A 17124-nucleotide genomic window follows, 5' to 3' on the forward strand; every position below is an offset into this window, starting at 1 on the left:
GTTCCCATCTACTAGTACAATCAAAACCCACAGTTTTTTTCTATCAAACATAGCCTTTGGTAGGGAAAACCTCGACTTCGACAGAATTATTCTGTTTGCTAGAAGTCTCCATTGAATGTCCATTTAGTTGCTTTTTTAAACGAACAAGAGGAAATAGGCATGACCCAAGCGACGAACCCCGTACTGGATCAGACTCGGAATGAGGGTGATATTGATTACAGTGCCCTTGCGGAAGCGCAAATTAAAGAAGGTACCGACTATGTAGAACTTACCCTCCCCACGAAAAAAAGTCGGAAAGCAAAAACCAGTCGTCGTAAGGAAACTGCCACCAAGAAAAAACCCTACACCGAAGACTCGATTCGGATTTACCTCCAAGAAATTGGCCGGATTCGTCTGCTGCGGGCTGAAGAAGAAATTGAACTGGCCCGGAAAATTGCTGATTTGCTCGAACTAGAGCGGATGCGGGAACAACTCACCGAGCATGAGTCTCGCGTTCCTACGGACAAAGAGTGGGCCGAAGCCGCTGGGATGCCCCTCAAAGATTTTCGGCGTCGCTTGTTCCATGGTCGCCGTGCCAAAGACAAAATGGTGCAATCAAACCTCCGTCTGGTGGTCTCTATTGCGAAAAAATATATGAACCGCGGCCTTTCGTTTCAGGACTTGATTCAAGAGGGTTCTTTGGGTCTGATCCGTGCCGCCGAAAAGTTTGACCACGAAAAAGGTTATAAGTTTTCTACCTACGCGACCTGGTGGATTCGTCAGGCCATTACGCGGGCGATCGCCGATCAATCCCGGACCATTCGTCTGCCTGTTCACCTCTACGAAACCATTTCCCGCATCAAAAAAACCACCAAGATTCTTTCCCAAGAATTGGGCCGCAAACCCACCGAGGAAGAGATTGCTGAGCGCATGGAGATGACCATCGAGAAACTGCGCTTCATCGCTAAATCTGCCCAGTTACCGATCTCCCTCGAAACACCGATTGGTAAAGAAGAAGATTCTCGCTTGGGTGACTTTATCGAAGCCGATGGGGAAACTCCAGAAGATCAAGTCTCCAAGAGCTTGCTGCGGGAAGATCTTGAAAATGTACTTGATACCCTCAGTGCCCGTGAGCGTGATGTCCTCCGTCTCCGTTATGGCTTGGATGATGGCCGCATGAAAACCCTCGAAGAAATTGGCCAAATTTTTAACGTAACCCGTGAACGGATTCGTCAGATCGAAGCAAAAGCGCTGCGTAAACTGCGTCACCCGAACCGCAACAGCATCCTGAAAGAATATATCCGCTAGGCCATATTCAGCCTCAATCTTTAAAAGCTGAATACTGAGAACATAAAATTTTAGAATTACCTTGCCAGCCGGTGGGGTTTTTTATTGCTCAATTTTCCCGGAGAAATATTCTGTAAAAAAACCGTAAAAATTTAGATGGTTCACAGTAGCATAGCGGCAACAGCAGTTTAGCGAGTTCCCATGGCAAGCTCTCCCCTGACGATCACGATTGATCCGGCATACGATATTCTTCGCTCGGAAAAACAACCCCTCAGTTATTTTTTTAATCCCAAATCTGTTGCTGTCATTGGTGCCACGGACAAAGAGGGTAGCGTGGGGCGGACGTTGCTCTGGAATTTGATTAGTCATCCCTTTGGGGGGACGGTCTATCCGGTGAACCCGAAGCGCAATAGTGTGTTGGGGGTCAAAGCCTATAAAAGTATTGCGGAAGTGCCTGAGGCGGTGGAGTTGGCGGTGATTGCGATTCCGGCGCGGTTAGTCCCGGCAGTGGTGCGCGAGTGTGTTGACGTGGGGGTGAAGGCGGCGATTATTATCTCGGCGGGGTTTAAGGAGATTGGTGAGGAAGGGAAGGCGCTGGAAAAAGAAATTATGGCGATCGCCACTGGGAAGTTGCGGATTATTGGGCCGAACTGTTTGGGATTAATGAATCCCCATAGTGGGTTAAATGCCACCTTTGCCCACGCAATGGCGCAACCGGGTCATGTGGGGTTTATCAGTCAGAGTGGGGCGTTTTGTACGGCGGTGTTGGACTGGAGTTTTCCGGAGAATGTGGGCTTTAGTGCCTTTATTTCGCTGGGGTCGATGCTGGACGTGAATTGGGGTGATTTGATCACCTACCTCGGTGATGACCCGAACACGAAAAGCATTGTGATTTATATGGAGTCGGTGGGGGATGCCCGGTCGTTCCTTTCGGCGGCGCGGGAGGTGGCGATCGCCAAGCCGATTATTGTGATTAAGGCGGGACGGACGGAGGCGGCGGCAAAAGCTTCAGCTTCCCATACGGGTTCCTTGGCGGGGAGTGATGCGGTGTTAGATGCGGCATTTCGACGCTGCGGGGTGCTGCGGGTGGATCGCATTTCAGAATTGTTTAATTTGGCGGAAATTCTCGCGAAACAGCCCCGCTTACCGAAAAAACCGAAACTAACGATTATCACCAATGCGGGGGGGCCGGGAGTTTTAGCGACCGATGCGATTATTCAGCGGGGAGGAGAACTGTCGGAATTAGCCCCCGAAACGATCGCCGCCTTGGATGAATTTTTGCCGAGCCATTGGAGCAATAGTAACCCGATCGATATTTTGGGGGACGCGGAACCGGAACGCTATGCCAAAACCCTCGATGTGGCGATCGCTGACCCGAACAGTGCCGGATTTTTGGTGATCCTGACCCCCCAAGCAATGACTGACCCCACCGCCACGGCGATCGCCTTACAAAAATGTGTCGAAAAAACAGATAAACCTGTCCTTGCCAGTTGGATGGGGGGCAACGAAGTGACCGAGGGGGAACTGTTTTTAAATCGCTCCCAAGTGCCCACCTACCGTTATCCCGATTCCGCCGCCTATTTATTTCAATTGTTGTGGCGCTATAAATATACCCTCGAAGGCATTTACGAAACGCCGACCCTCGCCCCCGATACCGACGGGATTATTGATCGCCACAATGTGAAGGTGATCCTCGACTCCATCCGCGCAGAGGGTCGCACCTTACTCACAGAATCAGAATCGAAAAAAGTTTTAGCCGCCTACGGAATCCCGATTGTGTTGACGGGCAATGCCAGTACCCCAGAGGCGGCGATCGCCCTCGCGGCAGAATTAGGTTATCCAGTGGTATTAAAACTGCTCTCGACCACCATCACCCATAAAACCGACGTGGGCGGCGTAGAACTCAATTTAAACAGTGCCACAAGTGTCGAACGAGCCTTTGAACGGATTCGCCAGAGCGTCACCGAAAAAGTCGGCGCAGAGCATTTCCACGGGGTGACGGTACAACCGATGCTCAACCTCAAGGATGGTTACGAACTAATCCTCGGCAGTAGTATCGATGCGCAATTTGGGCCAGTGATGGTCTTTGGCACAGGGGGACAACTCGTGGAAGTATTTCAAGACCGGGCGATCGCCCTACCGCCGCTAAATAGTACCCTTGCCCGCCGCACGATGGAGCAAACCAAAATTTATAAAGCCCTCAAGGGAGTAAGGGGTCGAAAAGCCGTCAATTTAGACGAACTAGAGCAAATTTTAATCCGTTTTAGCCGTTTAATCGTCGAACAACCCTGGATCAAAGAAATGGACATTAATCCCCTCTTTGCCTCCGGCGATCGCCTTGTTGCCCTCGATGCGCGGATTATGCTGCATCCCCTCGACTTAGCCGAAAAAGACTTACCTAAACCCGCCATTCGCCCCTACCCGCTGCAATACGAAAAACCCTGGACAAGCGCCGATGGACGGGAGTTTATGATTCGCCCGATCCGCCCCGAAGATGAACCGATGCTCGTCAAATTTCACCAAACTTTGTCTGAACAAAGTGTTTATTTCCGTTATTTTCACCTCGTCACCCTGCAAAGTCGCATCGCCCACGAACGTTTAACCCGCCTCTGTTTCATTGATTACGACCGGGAAATGGCGCTGGTTGCCGAATACACCGACCCTGATACCCACGAAAAAGAAGTCTATGCTGTGGCCCGTTTGAGTCAACTCCACGGCACCACGGAGGGAGAATTTGCGATGATTGTCAGTGACCCGATCCAACGCCAAGGACTCGGTACCGAATTGCTCCGGCGTCTGGTGGAAATTGGTCGCAATGAAGGGCTGACTGCTATTACCGCCGACATTCTCTCAGAAAATAAAGGGATGCAGCGGGTTTCAGAAAAAGCTGGTTTTACCCTCAAGCGCCAAAACTTTGAAGTGGTTAAAGCGACTCTACAACTCAATTAAACAAAGACTATGACCCGTTTTTTCTTAGTTATTGCCCCCATCCTTGCTGGTCTCGCCGTCGCCGCTGGTGCCTTTGCCAGCCATGGCCTTAAAGGAACCCTCGACGCCAATGCCCTTGATATTTGGGAAACTGCCGCTAAATACCAAATGTATCAGGCGATCGCCTTACTGCTGGTGGGCCTATTTTCTGTCCAGGGGTCGCTCCCCCAAAGTTGGCTTAATGGAGCTGGCATTGCCTTTATTGTCGGGATTGTGCTCTTTTCCGGTAGCCTCTATGCCCTCAGTTTAAGTGGGGTCAAAATCCTGGGGGCGATTACGCCCCTCGGTGGGGCGGCATTTTTGATTGGCTGGATCTGTTTGGCGATCGCCGGTTGGCAGTTTAGCCGCTAAAGAATTTTGGCAAAGCGATTAAGTTTGGACAGATTTTGCGAATTTGCTGTAACTTCGTTTTCAATTCCTCGCTAAGATTCAAGGAACTACGAATTTTTTAGCAATAGGAGTACCTGCCTGTGTATGGAGCCGACCCCAATAATCCGCATCCCATGGCAGGATTCCCACAGATTTGTTTTATCCGCAACACGGTGACAAATCCGAATATCATCATCGGCGATTACACTTACTACGATGATCCGGAGGATTCAGAAAACTTTGAGCGCAATGTTTTGTATCACTTTCCCTTTATTGGCGATCGCCTAATCATCGGTAAATTTTGCGCCTTGGCCCGGGGCGTCAAGTTCATCATGAACGGGGGCAACCACAAAATCGATGGTTTTTCCACCTATCCATTTCAGATTTTCGGCAATGGTTGGGACAAACTTGCTCTGCAACCTAGTGACTTTCCCTATAAAGGCGATACGATTATCGGCAATGATGTTTGGATTGGCTACGAAGCCGTGATTATGCCCGGTGTACACGTGGGGGATGGTGCGATTATTGCTGCCAAATCAGTCGTGGTTAACGATGTCCCTCCCTACACCATTGTGGGTGGCAACCCTGCTAAATATATTCGACAACGCTTTACCGATGAAGTGATTAAAACCTTACTATCAGTGGCTTGGTGGGATTGGGAGATCGAGAAAATTACCCGCAATTTAGAAAAAATTGTCGCAGCGGATTTAGATGCTCTGCTCCAGTGTGAATAACGAAATCTTTATATAAATTGCTAATCAACAATTGTTTCATTGAATTATAGAAAGATAGTTTATCATTTTTATTATGTCGCTTTAAAAAGTTTGTATGACTCAAGAAAAAGAAAAAATAAAGATCTATTGCGGTACTTGTAAACAATCTACAAATCATAAAGTTCTTGCTCAACGTAATGTAGATGCACCTCCAGAAGATCATTTTTACTGGGGCGAAAGCCACTATTTTTGTCAATGTGCAGGATGTGATAGCTATTCATATGCGATCGCCGAGTGGGATCTAGGAGATTTTGATTTTCATACACGTGAATTGAATTACAGGTGGAAAACTTATCCAAAAGACAAAAGTCATCGTAGTGCAATAAATGATCTATACAAGTTACCAATTAAAATCAGATCAATCTATCAAGAAATAATTGGTGCAATGAATGCACAGTTGCCAGTTCTAACAGCAATTGGCTTAAGAGCGCTCATTGAAGCGATATGTAAAGACCAAGGCATTGAAGCTCGCAATCTTAAAGAGCGTATTGATGGTTTGGCTACCACTGGAATTCTGTCAGAGAGTCAAGCTTCAATTCTTCACAGTCATCGCTTTCTCGGAAATAGTGCGGCACATGAAATTACATCTACAAAAACATGGGAATTGATTGCCGCTTTAGATATAGCAGAAGTGATGCTTAAGACAATCTACATTATTCCTGAACTTTCAAATCAAATTAAAACTGGAAAAAAACCCTGCTAATTTTCTCTATGTTTAAGCAGGGCATCGCAGATTGCAGATAGCTTGAAATTTTAAATTCTATTTAACGGCCACCGACGACAACATTTTTAATGCGCAAGTGCGGGCCGCCAACGCTGACAGGTAAACCTCCTTGGCCACCTTTACCACAGCCGCCGTTGGTATAGAGGGTGTTGTTACCGATCGCCTCAATGTCCTTTAAGGTTTGGAAGACGTTCCCAGAGAGGGTGACATCACTGACAGGTTCGGCGATTTTACCATCACGGATCATGTAGCCTTCCGCCGCCGCAAAGGTAAACATTTCCCCATTAGTTTGACCACCGATCATCCGCACCGCATAGACTCCTTCGTCGATATCTTGGATCATTTCTGCAAAGGGCGTATCACCGGGTTCAATTGCCGTATTGGTCATGCGCACCAGGGGCGGATAACCAGCTTGAATGGCGCGGGCATTCCCTGTGGGCGCTTCACTCATTTTCCCTGCGGTTTCACGGGAGTGGAGTCGCTGGGTGAGCACACCGTCTTTGATTAAATATTTGCGTTGGCCGGGCACTCCTTCGTCATCGTATTTCATCGTGCCGGGCAGATCAGGGAGGGTGGCATCATCGATCACATTTAGTTGGGAAATGCCGAGGGGTTTGCCGATGGTCAGGAGTTCCTGCATCCGGGGATTTTCGTAGACAAAATCGGCTTCAGATAGGTGGCCAAAGGCTTCGTGAATAAAGACCCCTGCAAGGTAAGGATCGAGGACGACGGTGTATTGACCTCCTTTGACGGGCTTGGCTTCTAGTTGACGGATCGCTCGTTCTGCGGCGCCTTTAACACGGTCTTCGATTCCAATGAGCGCATCGAAATCACAGCGGGAATTAATTGATTCGAAGCCCTGGCGCACGACACCATTTTCTCCCCTGGCGATCGCCCCAAATCTACCGTTGACATCGAGGCGTTCTTGGATGATACAACTGCCATTGGAATTGACGAAGTAGGTGGTGACGAAACTATCGCTAATGCTGGCCATCGTCGTTTGAATCCGGGGGTCATAATCCAGCAAAATTTGGTTATATTTCGCCAGTAGATCCCGTTTTTCCTTGAGGGAAATGGTGCGGGGGTCAGTTTTAATCTCTACCGGTACATAGTCCTCGATGGCCCCACTGGGAGCCAGTTGGGTAGATTCTTTGCCCACAAGTTTCGCCTGGGAAACCGCTTCGGCGACGCGATCGCCTAATTCGGCAAGGCCATTGAACGTGACAAAACTCCAACCCCCCTGGTGACAGGCCCGAATCCCGCCGGCGAGGGCAAAACTACGGTTACTGCCGTCGAACTGCGCCCCCCGGAAGGCCAGACTGGTAGATTCACTCTGCTGCACCCGAATTTCTAGGTAGTCCACAGCCTCTTGATGGGTGGCGATCGCCCCCTTGAGGGCATCGGTAATTTGTTGCATGGTGAGGGTCGTCATCGATCTTTACTCCTTAATTTCAGCCGCAATCGTTAAATCTTCTAGGTTCCAGAGGGGGCCACCCAGGGCCGAATGTTGTACCCCTTCAATTTTGTCACGCACCGCTGCGAGGGAATAATTGTTCACTAAATGGATAAACGGTAAATATTCCGCTGCAAGTTCTTGGGTTTTAGCATAAATCTCCTTGCGTTTGTCGAGATCCAGCTCCTGGGCCCCTTGGATGTAGAGATCCGCAATTTCCTGTTCCCAGTCATTGATCAGCCGATCCGTCAGGGGGGTAGTGCCTGGCCGCGCCGCTTGGTTAAACATATGCAAATTCCCCTCTGGGAACCACACATTCGCGCCGCCATTGGGTTCATTCCCTCCTGTCAAGCCCAACAAGAAACAATCCCAATCGAGGGAGTTGCTCAACTTATCGACGAGGATATTAAAACCAATCGGGCTGTAGTCCACCTGCATTCCCAGGGCTTCGAGATCCTGCTCAATTTGAGTCGCCATTGCTTCGCGAATTTTGTTGCCCGCATTGGTAATCAAGGAAAAACGCACGGGATTATTGTCGGCATCGATTAATTGTCCCTGGGCGTTGTAGAAAAAGCCCGCTTCTTCGAGGAGCACCTTGGCCCTGTCTGGGTCGTAATCGTAGGTTTTTATTTGATCATTATAGAAAGGAGATTGCACCGAAATCGGCGAATGTTGCACTTCCCCCAAGCCCCGGTAAATATTGTTCACCATGCGCTGGCGATCAATGCCATAGGCCACAGCCTGGCGAAACTTTAGATTGTTGAACCATTTCGACTTGATGGGATCGACGAGGGGTTTGCCGTCCCGCTTCCCGGTATTGAGGTTAAAGGAAATGAAACTGGTGCCGTAGGCTTCGCCGCCGTTGTAGATGGTAAATTTACCCCGGTCTTCTTCCCGTTTCAGGAGCGAAAAATAATCTGGACTAACCCCCGTGACATCTAAATCGCCAGACCGAAATTGCAGCAAAGTGGTGTCAGTGTTGGGGACGATTTGCCAAACGATTTGCTCCACGTAGGGCTTGGGGGTTTGCCAGTAGTAGGGGTTGGGCTGGAAAATTAAGCGCTGACCCACGGCATAGTTAATTAACTGGTAGGGGCCGCTGGAAACCAGGTCTTGGGGAGGCGTGCTGACGCCCCAGGTGCCCAAAAAGAGCGGATTGCCTTCGCTGTCGGTCTGCTCAACGCTTTCGCGGAGGACGTGTTCTGGCAAAATTTCCAGGGCCGTATTGTTGAGGAAAGGCGCAAAGGGCTCGGTAATCGTGAATTTCACCTGGCGATCGCCTACTTTTTCCACCGTCGGCAAGGTTCCGGCAACGCCCACCCGGAGGCCATCACGGGAATTGGTGGGGATTTTTTCGTTGAGATAAATCTGGTTGTAGCTAAAGACCACATCATCAACGGTGAGCGGTTCTCCATCAGACCATTGCAAATTGTCCCGCAGGGTAAAGGTCAAGCTGAGTTGGTCTTCGGAAAATTCCCAGGATTCGGCAAGCCGTGGCTCCGTTTCCCCCGTGACGGGGTTTTCTGAAACTAAGCCTTCGTAGGTAAGGCCAAAAATACTGGGGGACTCTGCCGAGAGGGCCGGGTTAAAGGTTTTCGGGTCACTGAGGACGCTGATCACAATTTGGTTGTCCCCTGCCCCCGTGGCGTTACTGGCTTGGGGATTACAGGCGGTGAGGACAGAGGGCAAAGTCAAGGTAAAGGCGATCGCCGCCACAAATGCCCAAAACCGCTGTAACCGAAATAATTTAGAAAGTTTCAAGACTTTATTCTTCTTCATTGCGCTGCGCCCCATCTAAACGCCCTAGTTCATACACACCACAGCCAGCACAGGCCATCACCCCCAAACTGATTGCCCAACTGTGGCCGAGGCTCCACTCCACCCCAAAATTACACCCTGCGCCAAATAATAAAAAAGGCACAATGCTCAGGAGCGAGGCCGAAAAAGCACTCTTGGATTCACGAATTTCTTTGTCCTTTTCAAATTCTTCTTCGGAAAAATAGAGCGATCGCTCGGCCCAATTCATCCAGCGTTCCAGACCATTCAAGATCCCTTCCCGCAACGGAGCAATGCCAATGTAGAGGGCAAAGGCCCAGAGGCAAGCGCCGGCGATCGTGCTGGCTTCGATGGGAATAATAAAGGGGAAAAATTCACGCAACATAGGGGGAGTAAGGGCGACAACTGTGTTTAAAGATTGTATCGATTGTGGTGGCCTTCGGCATCCTCCCCCCATCATCTGTTGCGGCAATGGCGATCGCCTTAGGGAGTTAAACCATCTCCAAAGGGGGAATTTCCGAGCGCTGCATCGTCGCCTCTAACTGCACCTCTGCCATATCCGCTTCCACCGCTGCCATCAGTTGCTCCCGGAGGTCAGGCATCACAGCCAAGGCCCTTGTCCAGTCTGGAATGCGGTACACAGCCGGCTCGTGCATATATTTATCAAAGGCTAAAGGAATGATCTGTTCAAAGCTTTCGACGGTCATTTCCTCCCGGTGGCGATCATAAGGAATACCGTTACAGGTCGCATCGACAAAATATTGACGGATCATATCCTGGGCCACGCGGCGGAACTTCACTTGGAGTGCGATTTGGTGCCCTTCAGAGAAAACAATTGACTCTGTTTCTGTCAGGGTGCGCAGAATAGAGGACAAAATTTCGGTACACATTTTCTGTAGCCCTTCCTGGGGATTGTTGCCCACGGCTTTGTGTTTGTGGTCAAAGAACCCCAGATCCACCTGGGCCACCCGTTTCGGCGCTACATTGCGATAAACTTCTGCCAATAGCCCCACCTCAATACCCCAGTCACAGGGAACGCGCAGATTTAAGGCCAAATCAGCGGTCATGGCAAATTCGCCGGCGAGGGGATAGCGGTAGGATTTGAGGTAGTGGAGATAGGCATTGCGTCCCAGGACATCTTCGAGGGTTGCCAACAGAGGCGCAACGAAGAGGCGCACAACCCGGCCATTCATCGCTCGGTTTTCGAGGCCGAGACGGGTGTAATAGGCTTTGTTGTAGGCAATGCCGAATTCTGGCTCCACGATGGGATAGAACAGCTTGGCCACCAGGGAACGGTCAAAGGTGACAATGTCGGCATCATGGAGGGCGATCGCCCGGGCATCTAGGGACGCCAGACCAAGGCCCAGCCACACCGCCCAGCCCTTGCCCATGTAGTCAAGGAGATTGAGATTTTGCTGGGCGAGCTTTTCTAAAATGCCGCGAATTCGGGCTCCATTCGTCCAAATGACGTTGACTTTTTGGGGCAATTCACGAAAAAACGTCACGGCATGGTGATACTGTTCGACGGTTTCGGCGTGGAGACAAACATTGATGGTCTTGATGTAGGCACAGCCTTTTAAATGCTCTTTGATCCGAGTGAGGGCAGGCCGTTGAAGTTCTTCATAAAGTGAGGGAATGAGTAACGCCATGGGGCAAATTTCACGAAGATTCATCAGGCGTTTTTCGAGGTAGTCCAGATCGGCATCAAGATCATGGATGGTGGTGATGAATTCTTGGCAAAAGTCCATTGCTAGTCACCTAAATAAAAAGAAAATCTTAAAATTTGCCTTTAAAGTAACCCAATTTTTGGGGGTTGGCCGTATCTAAAGCGACGTAAAAATCACTACAATGTCATCCGCATTTGTTGATAGGCTGAGATTTAACTTGAATAAAGGATGAGTCAGCCGTTTTTTCGCCCCAAGAAAATACTGAAAAAACAGATCAAGCGAGTTTTTAAAAATGATGTCTGTTGATCCTGTAATCACGAGACTCTGGGGTTTAAAAAAGCGACGTGGGCTTGTCCCCGATGAGTGAAATTAGCGTGTTTTTCCTGTTACTCCTATGACCATTCCCCAGATTGCAGGTCTTGGCGATCGCCTTGATGAATTTTTTGCGACCCTATATCCTGATCATCCGCCTGCAGCATTAGTTGCGCGTTTGGAGCAGGTACTTGCGCCCCATGTGACGGCGACGAAAAATGAAGAGTTATGGGATCAAAGCACGGCCCTGATGATTACCTACGGGGATAGCCTGTACCAACCCAATACTGACAATGGCCCCAACCCCCTCCAGGTACTTTTGACTTTTCTGCGGGAACGGCTCCAGGGAGTGATTAGCGGTGTGCATATTCTGCCGTTTTTTCCCTACAGTTCCGATGATGGCTTTGCGGTAATTGATTACCGCCAGGTCAATCCGCAGTTGGGCAGTTGGCAAGATATCGAGGCGATCGCCAAAGAATTTGAAGTGATGGCCGATCTCGTGATCAACCATGTCTCCAGCGAATCAGACTGGTTTCGGCAATTCCTCGCCCAAGAAAAACCCGGTTGTGACTATTTTATTGAGGTGCCCCCAGATACCGATACCCAGTTAGTGGTGCGCCCCCGCAGTAGCCCGCTCCTGAGTCAATTTGCCACGATAAAAGGCGATCGCCACGTGTGGACCACCTTTAGCCGCGATCAAGTAGATGTCAACTTCGCGAACCCCGACGTCCTTTTTGAATTTATCGATATCCTCTTGGGCTACTGTCAGCACGGCATCCGCTTTATTCGTCTCGATGCGGTGGGCTTTCTTTGGAAAAAATTACAAACCGCCTGCATTCACCTGCGGGAAACCCATCTGGTAATCCAATTGATCCGGGAAATCCTTGCTGTCACCTACCCACGCACCGTGGTAATTACCGAAACCAACGTCCCCAACCGGGAAAACCTCAGCTATTTCGGCAAGGGCAACGAGGCCCACATGATCTACAATTTCAGCCTGCCGCCCCTACTCCTCAATGCGCTGATTCGGGGCGAAGCCCGGCACCTCAAAACCTGGATGAAAAGTATGCCCCCGGCCCAGGATGGTTGCGCCTACTTTAATTTCACCGCCTCCCACGATGGCATTGGCCTCCGCCCCGCTGAAGGTCTGCTAGAAGGCAAAGAATTCGATCAATTGATCCAAACCATGGCCGATTTTGGGGCCAGAATTAGCTACCGTAGTTTGCCCAATGGCACCGAAAAACCCTATGAACTGAATATTTCTTTGTTCGATGCCCTCAAAGGCACAGTTACAGGCCCCGATCCTTGGCAGCGGCAAAGATTTCTCTGTTCCCAGGCGATCATGATGTCCTTAGAGGGAGTGCCCGCTTTCTATATCCATAGTTTTTTGGCGACCCCCAATGATGACGCCAAGGTGGCGATGACAAACCATAACCGCAGCATTAACCGTCACCAATGGGACTATGACCGACTCCAGCAAAAGCTCGCTGACCCTGATTCTGACCAAGCCTGGGTGTTGCAAGAACTGACAAAACTCATCCGGATCCGCCGCCAGCAGCCGGCATTTCATCCCAACGCAACCCAATACACCCTTGATTTCCAGAGTCCGGCAGTCTTTGGGTTTTGGCGTCAGAGCCGCGATCGCCGCCAGAGTATTTTCTGTTTATTTAACCTAGGCGATCGCCCGACAACCATCCCGGTGGCCAGCTTAAACCTGATTTGCACCGATGACTGGCAGGATTTATTAGATGAAGTTGTGTTAGAAGAAGGCACAACGGACATTTCCCTAGCCCCCTATCAAACTGCGTGGATTACCAATGTTCCTCTGCTTCACTGACCTCGACGGCACCCTCCTCAACCATGATGACTATCGTTACGATGCGGCGATACCGACGATCCAGACCTTAAAAAAATTAGGAATTCCGGTTATTCCCACCACCAGCAAAACAAAAGCTGAAGTGCTGGAACTGCGGGAAGCCCTTGGGTTAAAAGATCCATTCATTGTGGAGAATGGCAGCGGCATTTTCCTAGAATCTGACGATCCACGCTTTGATTTTTCGGCATTGGATCTGGAGATGGCAACCGAGGCAACCCTAACCACTATTACCCTCGGCATTGCTTACGCCCAAGCGCGACAATCCCTCCAGCATTTGGCCCAACAGATCGGGGAACCGTTAACGGGGTTTGGGGATTTGAGTCTGGCAGCCTTGCAGGATCTTACGCAACTACCCTTAGCGGCGTTAAAACAGGCGGGCGATCGCCAATTTAGTGAACCGTTTTTGCGACCCCAGACGGATTTAGCACAGTTGGAATTTTTAGCGACAAAAGCTGGCCTACAAATCCTGGTGGGCAATCGTTTCTGTCATCTCCTAGGTGCAGGTGCTGGCAAAGGACGGGCTGTGCAACTCCTCCAGCAGGCGTGGCAACAAGCTCATCCCGATCAAGCACCGATCAAAACCCTCGGCCTGGGGGATAGTCCCAATGATTTGTCTTTACTAGAAGCTGTGGATGTGGCGATCGCCGTGCCGGGGCCTCAAGGGGTTAATCCCAAACTCGTGTCCCAGATTGAAACAAAAGGCTGGCTCGTCGCTCCAGAACCCGGTGCAAAAGGATGGGCCAGGGCCGTAACCGCTCAACTTGAGATTTCGTTTGACTAGCGCGACTTGGATTCTTCAACAATTCAGCAAAAAATCATCATTTTTTCTGATTAGGCGATCGCCAACCATTTGTTAGGCTATTCCCGGACATCGCCCAAGCACCGCCTATGTTTTTCTTTTTGAAGCAACTGACCAGTTGGGACCGCTGGAATCAATTCCTGGTGAGTCTCTCAATTTTGGCCTTTTTACCCCTCCAGTTTCCCCAGGTGATCAGCAATGCCGCCGTCATTGGTACGGGAAATCCAGCGGCGATCGCCACCCTGGGGGTGATTCCCGTGGGCGGTTATGCGGCCGGGATTTTAGGTAATTTGTTGTTGATGAATTTCCTTGCCGGGCAACGGGAATTTTGGGGCACCACCGTCCAAGCGGTAGGGATTGTCACCGCCGACATTGTGATCTTTCAACTGTTTCAGGTGGGTTTCATTCCGGGGTGGTTATTTTGGCCAGCGACCCTATTTTTGGTGGTGGGGATGGTGCTGAACTACGGCCATTTTTTCGTTGGCGATCGCCCCAGTTGGCAGGCGCAATTTTGGCCCCAATGGCGACGCATTTTACAGTGGCTCGGCATTGCTCTGCTCCCCGCATTGGTTGTGCTCCAACTCCACGATGCTTTTTTACCGAACCTCCCAGAATGGCCAGGAGGCCTTGGAGCGGCATTCCTCTTGAGTGGCTTGATGGTGCAACTAATTCAACGGCAAACCGTAAGCCTACCCAACTTTTTTCAATACCAAAACCGCTGGCGACGGGGGGTAATGGCCCAGAGCACTTGGCTGAAAAGCTGGCTGCGGCGGGGCTGGCGCGGTTTGGCGGGCTGGACGGCAAATCTGTTGTTTATGTTTAACTCCCTGGCTCAGTTTGTGAACTGCTTAATTTATCCCGATGATCTGGCGGCTCTCTCCCTCACAACCCAAGTGCTGTTTGTGGTGGGGAATTTGTTGATGTTGTCCCGCTCCGGCACTCTCCTCATTGCCGGGAAAGACCGGATTTGGTGTGCCAGTACCCTCTGGGATCTGTTAATGCGGGTCGGAATTTTTGCCTGCTTACTCCAGGCTGGGCTCCTCAGCTTGCCGTTATTTTGTGTATTTTGTGGGGCGATCGCCATTTATTTAAGCTTCATTTTTTTGATGACCAAGCGAGTTTACCCAGCCTCCTCTCTCGCCGATACCGCCATTTTTCTGCTATTTGGTCGTTCTCCCCAATGGCAGCCTATTGAAAGTTAAGCCATTAATAATGATGACGCGTGGGCGATCGCCTATTGTGCCCTGCTATAAAGCTACATAGTAATACAATCAAAACTCAAACAAAATATTCCCTAAATAGAAGAACAGAATCAACTCTCTTAATTGAATTTCCATTCAGTTTATTTCATCGGTATTAAGTGATTGTATGGTCATGGCAATCCCTCCAATACAACTTGTCTTTGAACCAAATATTTTCCAAGATTTGTCAATATTCTTTTGGAATGGATGTTGCAGAAAGCGATAATAAAGTAATTATTTGGTATGAAATTTAGACTTTCTTAGTAAAAAATTAATCTTGACCCTTCATCATAAATAGATGCTACTCCTAGCTTCTAGGTTCTGCAAAGCAATCACTTCGATTCTTTTTTTGCATCCAGATAGTGTTATTGTTGTTTTCAATACGTTTTTTACTCAAAAAAGATGGCTCAATAGAGGAAATCACATCAACATTATCTTTGCCATACTACTTTCAGTCCTCGCTCCATTCGTTTCAATAATAACTGTCTCCCAAAGCCTGTTTCAACTAGCCAGTGGACTAAAAAAATGACAAAAATCAAGCCTGCTGCCGCCCATTTATCTAGTCAAACTAATAATCTAAAAACGTTTTTTCAATCCGTCAGTCGAGAGCATGATGGCGAATCCTTAATCGGTGTATTTTGTCTTGTTTTTGATCGGTTCCAACGGGTAAATGCTAATTTCGGCCATGAAGTCGCGAATCATCTTTTCGCCCAAGCGACTGAACGTTTAAATGAGTTGGTCAGCCGTTATGGCAGATTATTTCACCTCAATAGTTTTGAATTTTGCATCGTCCTCAATCCGCTACCGAATAAGCAGGCGATCGCCGACGTTGCCCAGGCAATTCTCCAAATTTTTTCCCAGACTTTCCCCCTAGCCAATGACCAGGAAACTTTTATCAACGCCAGTATCGGCATGGCGGTCTATGCGAGGGATGGCTTTGACCTCGATACCCTCCTCAAAAACGCCCATATCGCGATGCTCCGGGTGAGTCAGCAGGGCGGCAACCAGTCCCTGTTCTACTCCATGGCCTTTAATGTGGGCCGGTCGAATTTTACATCTTTAGAAACGGAACTGCGGAAGGCGATCGCCAGGGATCAACTCGAAGTCATTTATCAACCCAAGATCAATATCCAAACCGGGCAGCTCACCGGGGCGGAAGGCCTATTGCGCTGGTTTCACCCCGACCATGGTTTGATTTCTCCTAAACAATTCATTCCCCTGGCCGAAGAAACGGGTTTGATTATTCCCATTGGGGATCTCGTCTTTCACAAAGCCTGCCGGCAGCTCCGTCAATGGAAAGCAGCCGGACTCCAGGACTTCACCATGTCCATCAATCTCTCGGCCCGCCAATTCACTCAGCTAGATCTACACCAGCGCCTGAGTCAAATCCTCATTGACCATCAGCTCCAGCCCCAGGATGTGGAACTCGAACTCACCGAAAGCACCCTCGTCAGCCAAGGGGATGCCTCCATTCGTCGTCTTAAGGCCCTCAAAACCCTGGGGGTCCAAATCTCCCTCGATGACTTTGGTACCGGCTACTCTGGGTTGAGTTACCTGCAACATGCCTGCTTTGATACCGTAAAGATTGATCGTTCTTTTATCCGTCAAGTGCAAAATAATCCCGCCAATGCCATCATCATCAAGGCAATCATCGGCATGGCCCACAAACTAAACCTTAAAGTCATCGCTGAAGGGGTCGAAAGCCAAGAAGAGCTCGAGTTCCTCCGGCAGTTTAACTGTGACGAGATCCAAGGTTTTGTTTTCAGTCGCCCGATCCAAGCTGCTGAATTTGAGCGATCGCCCTTCATGGTTAATGCCTTCGAGCGTCTATTTCAAAACGACAAAAGCTTAATCCTAGCAGCCTAAATTTGCCAAAAAAA

The 17124-nt window shown here is 49.5% G+C and carries 13 protein-coding genes; 9 read left to right on the top strand and 4 right to left on the bottom strand.

Translation table 11 applies throughout. The annotated features are described in order from the left end of the window. Positions 1 to 159 precede the first annotated feature (159 nt). The 5 genes from rpoD to AWQ24_RS10335 all read left to right on the top strand — a co-directional run bounded on the left by rpoD (position 160) and on the right by AWQ24_RS10335 (position 6099). A complete protein-coding gene (rpoD, locus tag AWQ24_RS10315) occupies positions 160 to 1287 on the top strand; it encodes an RNA polymerase sigma factor RpoD (protein WP_012307623.1) in 1128 nt (375 codons plus the stop codon). Positions 1288 to 1467: 180 nt separating this feature from the next. Further along, complete coding sequence (locus AWQ24_RS10320; protein ID WP_065716764.1) at positions 1468 to 4215, top strand: bifunctional acetate--CoA ligase family protein/GNAT family N-acetyltransferase; 2748 nt, start codon at positions 1468 to 1470, stop codon at positions 4213 to 4215. 9 nt (positions 4216 to 4224) lie between these two features. Further along, positions 4225 to 4605 (top strand): DUF423 domain-containing protein, encoded by a 381-nt coding sequence (locus AWQ24_RS10325; protein ID WP_065716765.1) that lies wholly within the window; start codon positions 4225 to 4227, stop codon positions 4603 to 4605. A gap of 113 nt (positions 4606 to 4718) precedes the next feature. Next, positions 4719 to 5357 (top strand): Vat family streptogramin A O-acetyltransferase, encoded by a 639-nt coding sequence (locus AWQ24_RS10330; RefSeq protein ID WP_315862331.1) that lies wholly within the window; start codon positions 4719 to 4721, stop codon positions 5355 to 5357. Positions 5358 to 5451: 94 nt separating this feature from the next. Then, positions 5452 to 6099 carry a DUF4145 domain-containing protein gene (locus AWQ24_RS10335; RefSeq protein ID WP_065716766.1) on the top strand — a complete coding sequence of 216 codons (648 nt, stop codon included), beginning with the start codon at positions 5452 to 5454 and terminating at the stop codon, positions 6097 to 6099. A 61-nt stretch (positions 6100 to 6160) separates the two neighbouring features. Here the strand turns inward: AWQ24_RS10335 and AWQ24_RS10340 are convergent, their stop codons facing one another. From AWQ24_RS10340 to AWQ24_RS10355, 4 genes are all read right to left on the bottom strand, one after another. Continuing rightward, on the bottom strand, positions 6161 to 7552 hold the full coding sequence (locus AWQ24_RS10340; RefSeq protein ID WP_157096856.1) for a TldD/PmbA family protein: 1392 nt from the start codon (positions 7550 to 7552) through the stop codon (positions 6161 to 6163). A 6-nt stretch (positions 7553 to 7558) separates the two neighbouring features. Continuing rightward, positions 7559 to 9352, bottom strand: coding sequence for an ABC transporter substrate-binding protein (locus tag AWQ24_RS10345; RefSeq protein WP_065716767.1), 1794 nt, complete (start codon positions 9350 to 9352; stop codon positions 7559 to 7561). After that, positions 9339 to 9734 carry a hypothetical protein gene (locus AWQ24_RS10350; RefSeq protein ID WP_012307629.1) on the bottom strand — a complete coding sequence of 132 codons (396 nt, stop codon included), beginning with the start codon at positions 9732 to 9734 and terminating at the stop codon, positions 9339 to 9341. The genes AWQ24_RS10345 and AWQ24_RS10350 overlap by 14 nt, the downstream gene beginning before the upstream one ends. Positions 9735 to 9840: 106 nt before the next feature. Next, on the bottom strand, positions 9841 to 11097 hold the full coding sequence (locus AWQ24_RS10355; RefSeq protein WP_065716768.1) for a glucosyl-3-phosphoglycerate synthase: 1257 nt from the start codon (positions 11095 to 11097) through the stop codon (positions 9841 to 9843). A gap of 313 nt (positions 11098 to 11410) precedes the next feature. Between AWQ24_RS10355 and AWQ24_RS10360 the strand changes: the two genes are divergently transcribed. The 4 genes from AWQ24_RS10360 (at position 11411) to AWQ24_RS10380 (ending at position 17110) form a co-directional block, all read left to right on the top strand. Further along, entirely contained in the window at positions 11411 to 13165 is a 1755-nt protein-coding gene (locus AWQ24_RS10360; RefSeq protein WP_065716769.1) for a sugar phosphorylase, read from the top strand. Beyond that, positions 13146 to 13985, top strand: a complete 840-nt coding sequence (locus AWQ24_RS10365) for a mannosyl-3-phosphoglycerate phosphatase (RefSeq protein ID WP_065716770.1) — start codon at positions 13146 to 13148, stop codon at positions 13983 to 13985. The genes AWQ24_RS10360 and AWQ24_RS10365 overlap by 20 nt, the downstream gene beginning before the upstream one ends. Before the next feature lie 107 nt (positions 13986 to 14092). After that, on the top strand, positions 14093 to 15205 hold the full coding sequence (locus AWQ24_RS10370; RefSeq protein WP_065716771.1) for a hypothetical protein: 1113 nt from the start codon (positions 14093 to 14095) through the stop codon (positions 15203 to 15205). Positions 15206 to 15769: 564 nt separating this feature from the next. Next, the gene (locus tag AWQ24_RS10380; RefSeq protein ID WP_065716772.1) at positions 15770 to 17110 is read left to right on the top strand and encodes a bifunctional diguanylate cyclase/phosphodiesterase; all 1341 of its coding nucleotides are present in this window, start codon (positions 15770 to 15772) and stop codon (positions 17108 to 17110) included. Positions 17111 to 17124: the final 14 nt, after the last annotated feature.

Source organism: Picosynechococcus sp. PCC 8807, from assembly GCF_001693295.1.
Taxonomy (GTDB): domain Bacteria; phylum Cyanobacteriota; class Cyanobacteriia; order Cyanobacteriales; family MRBY01; genus MRBY01.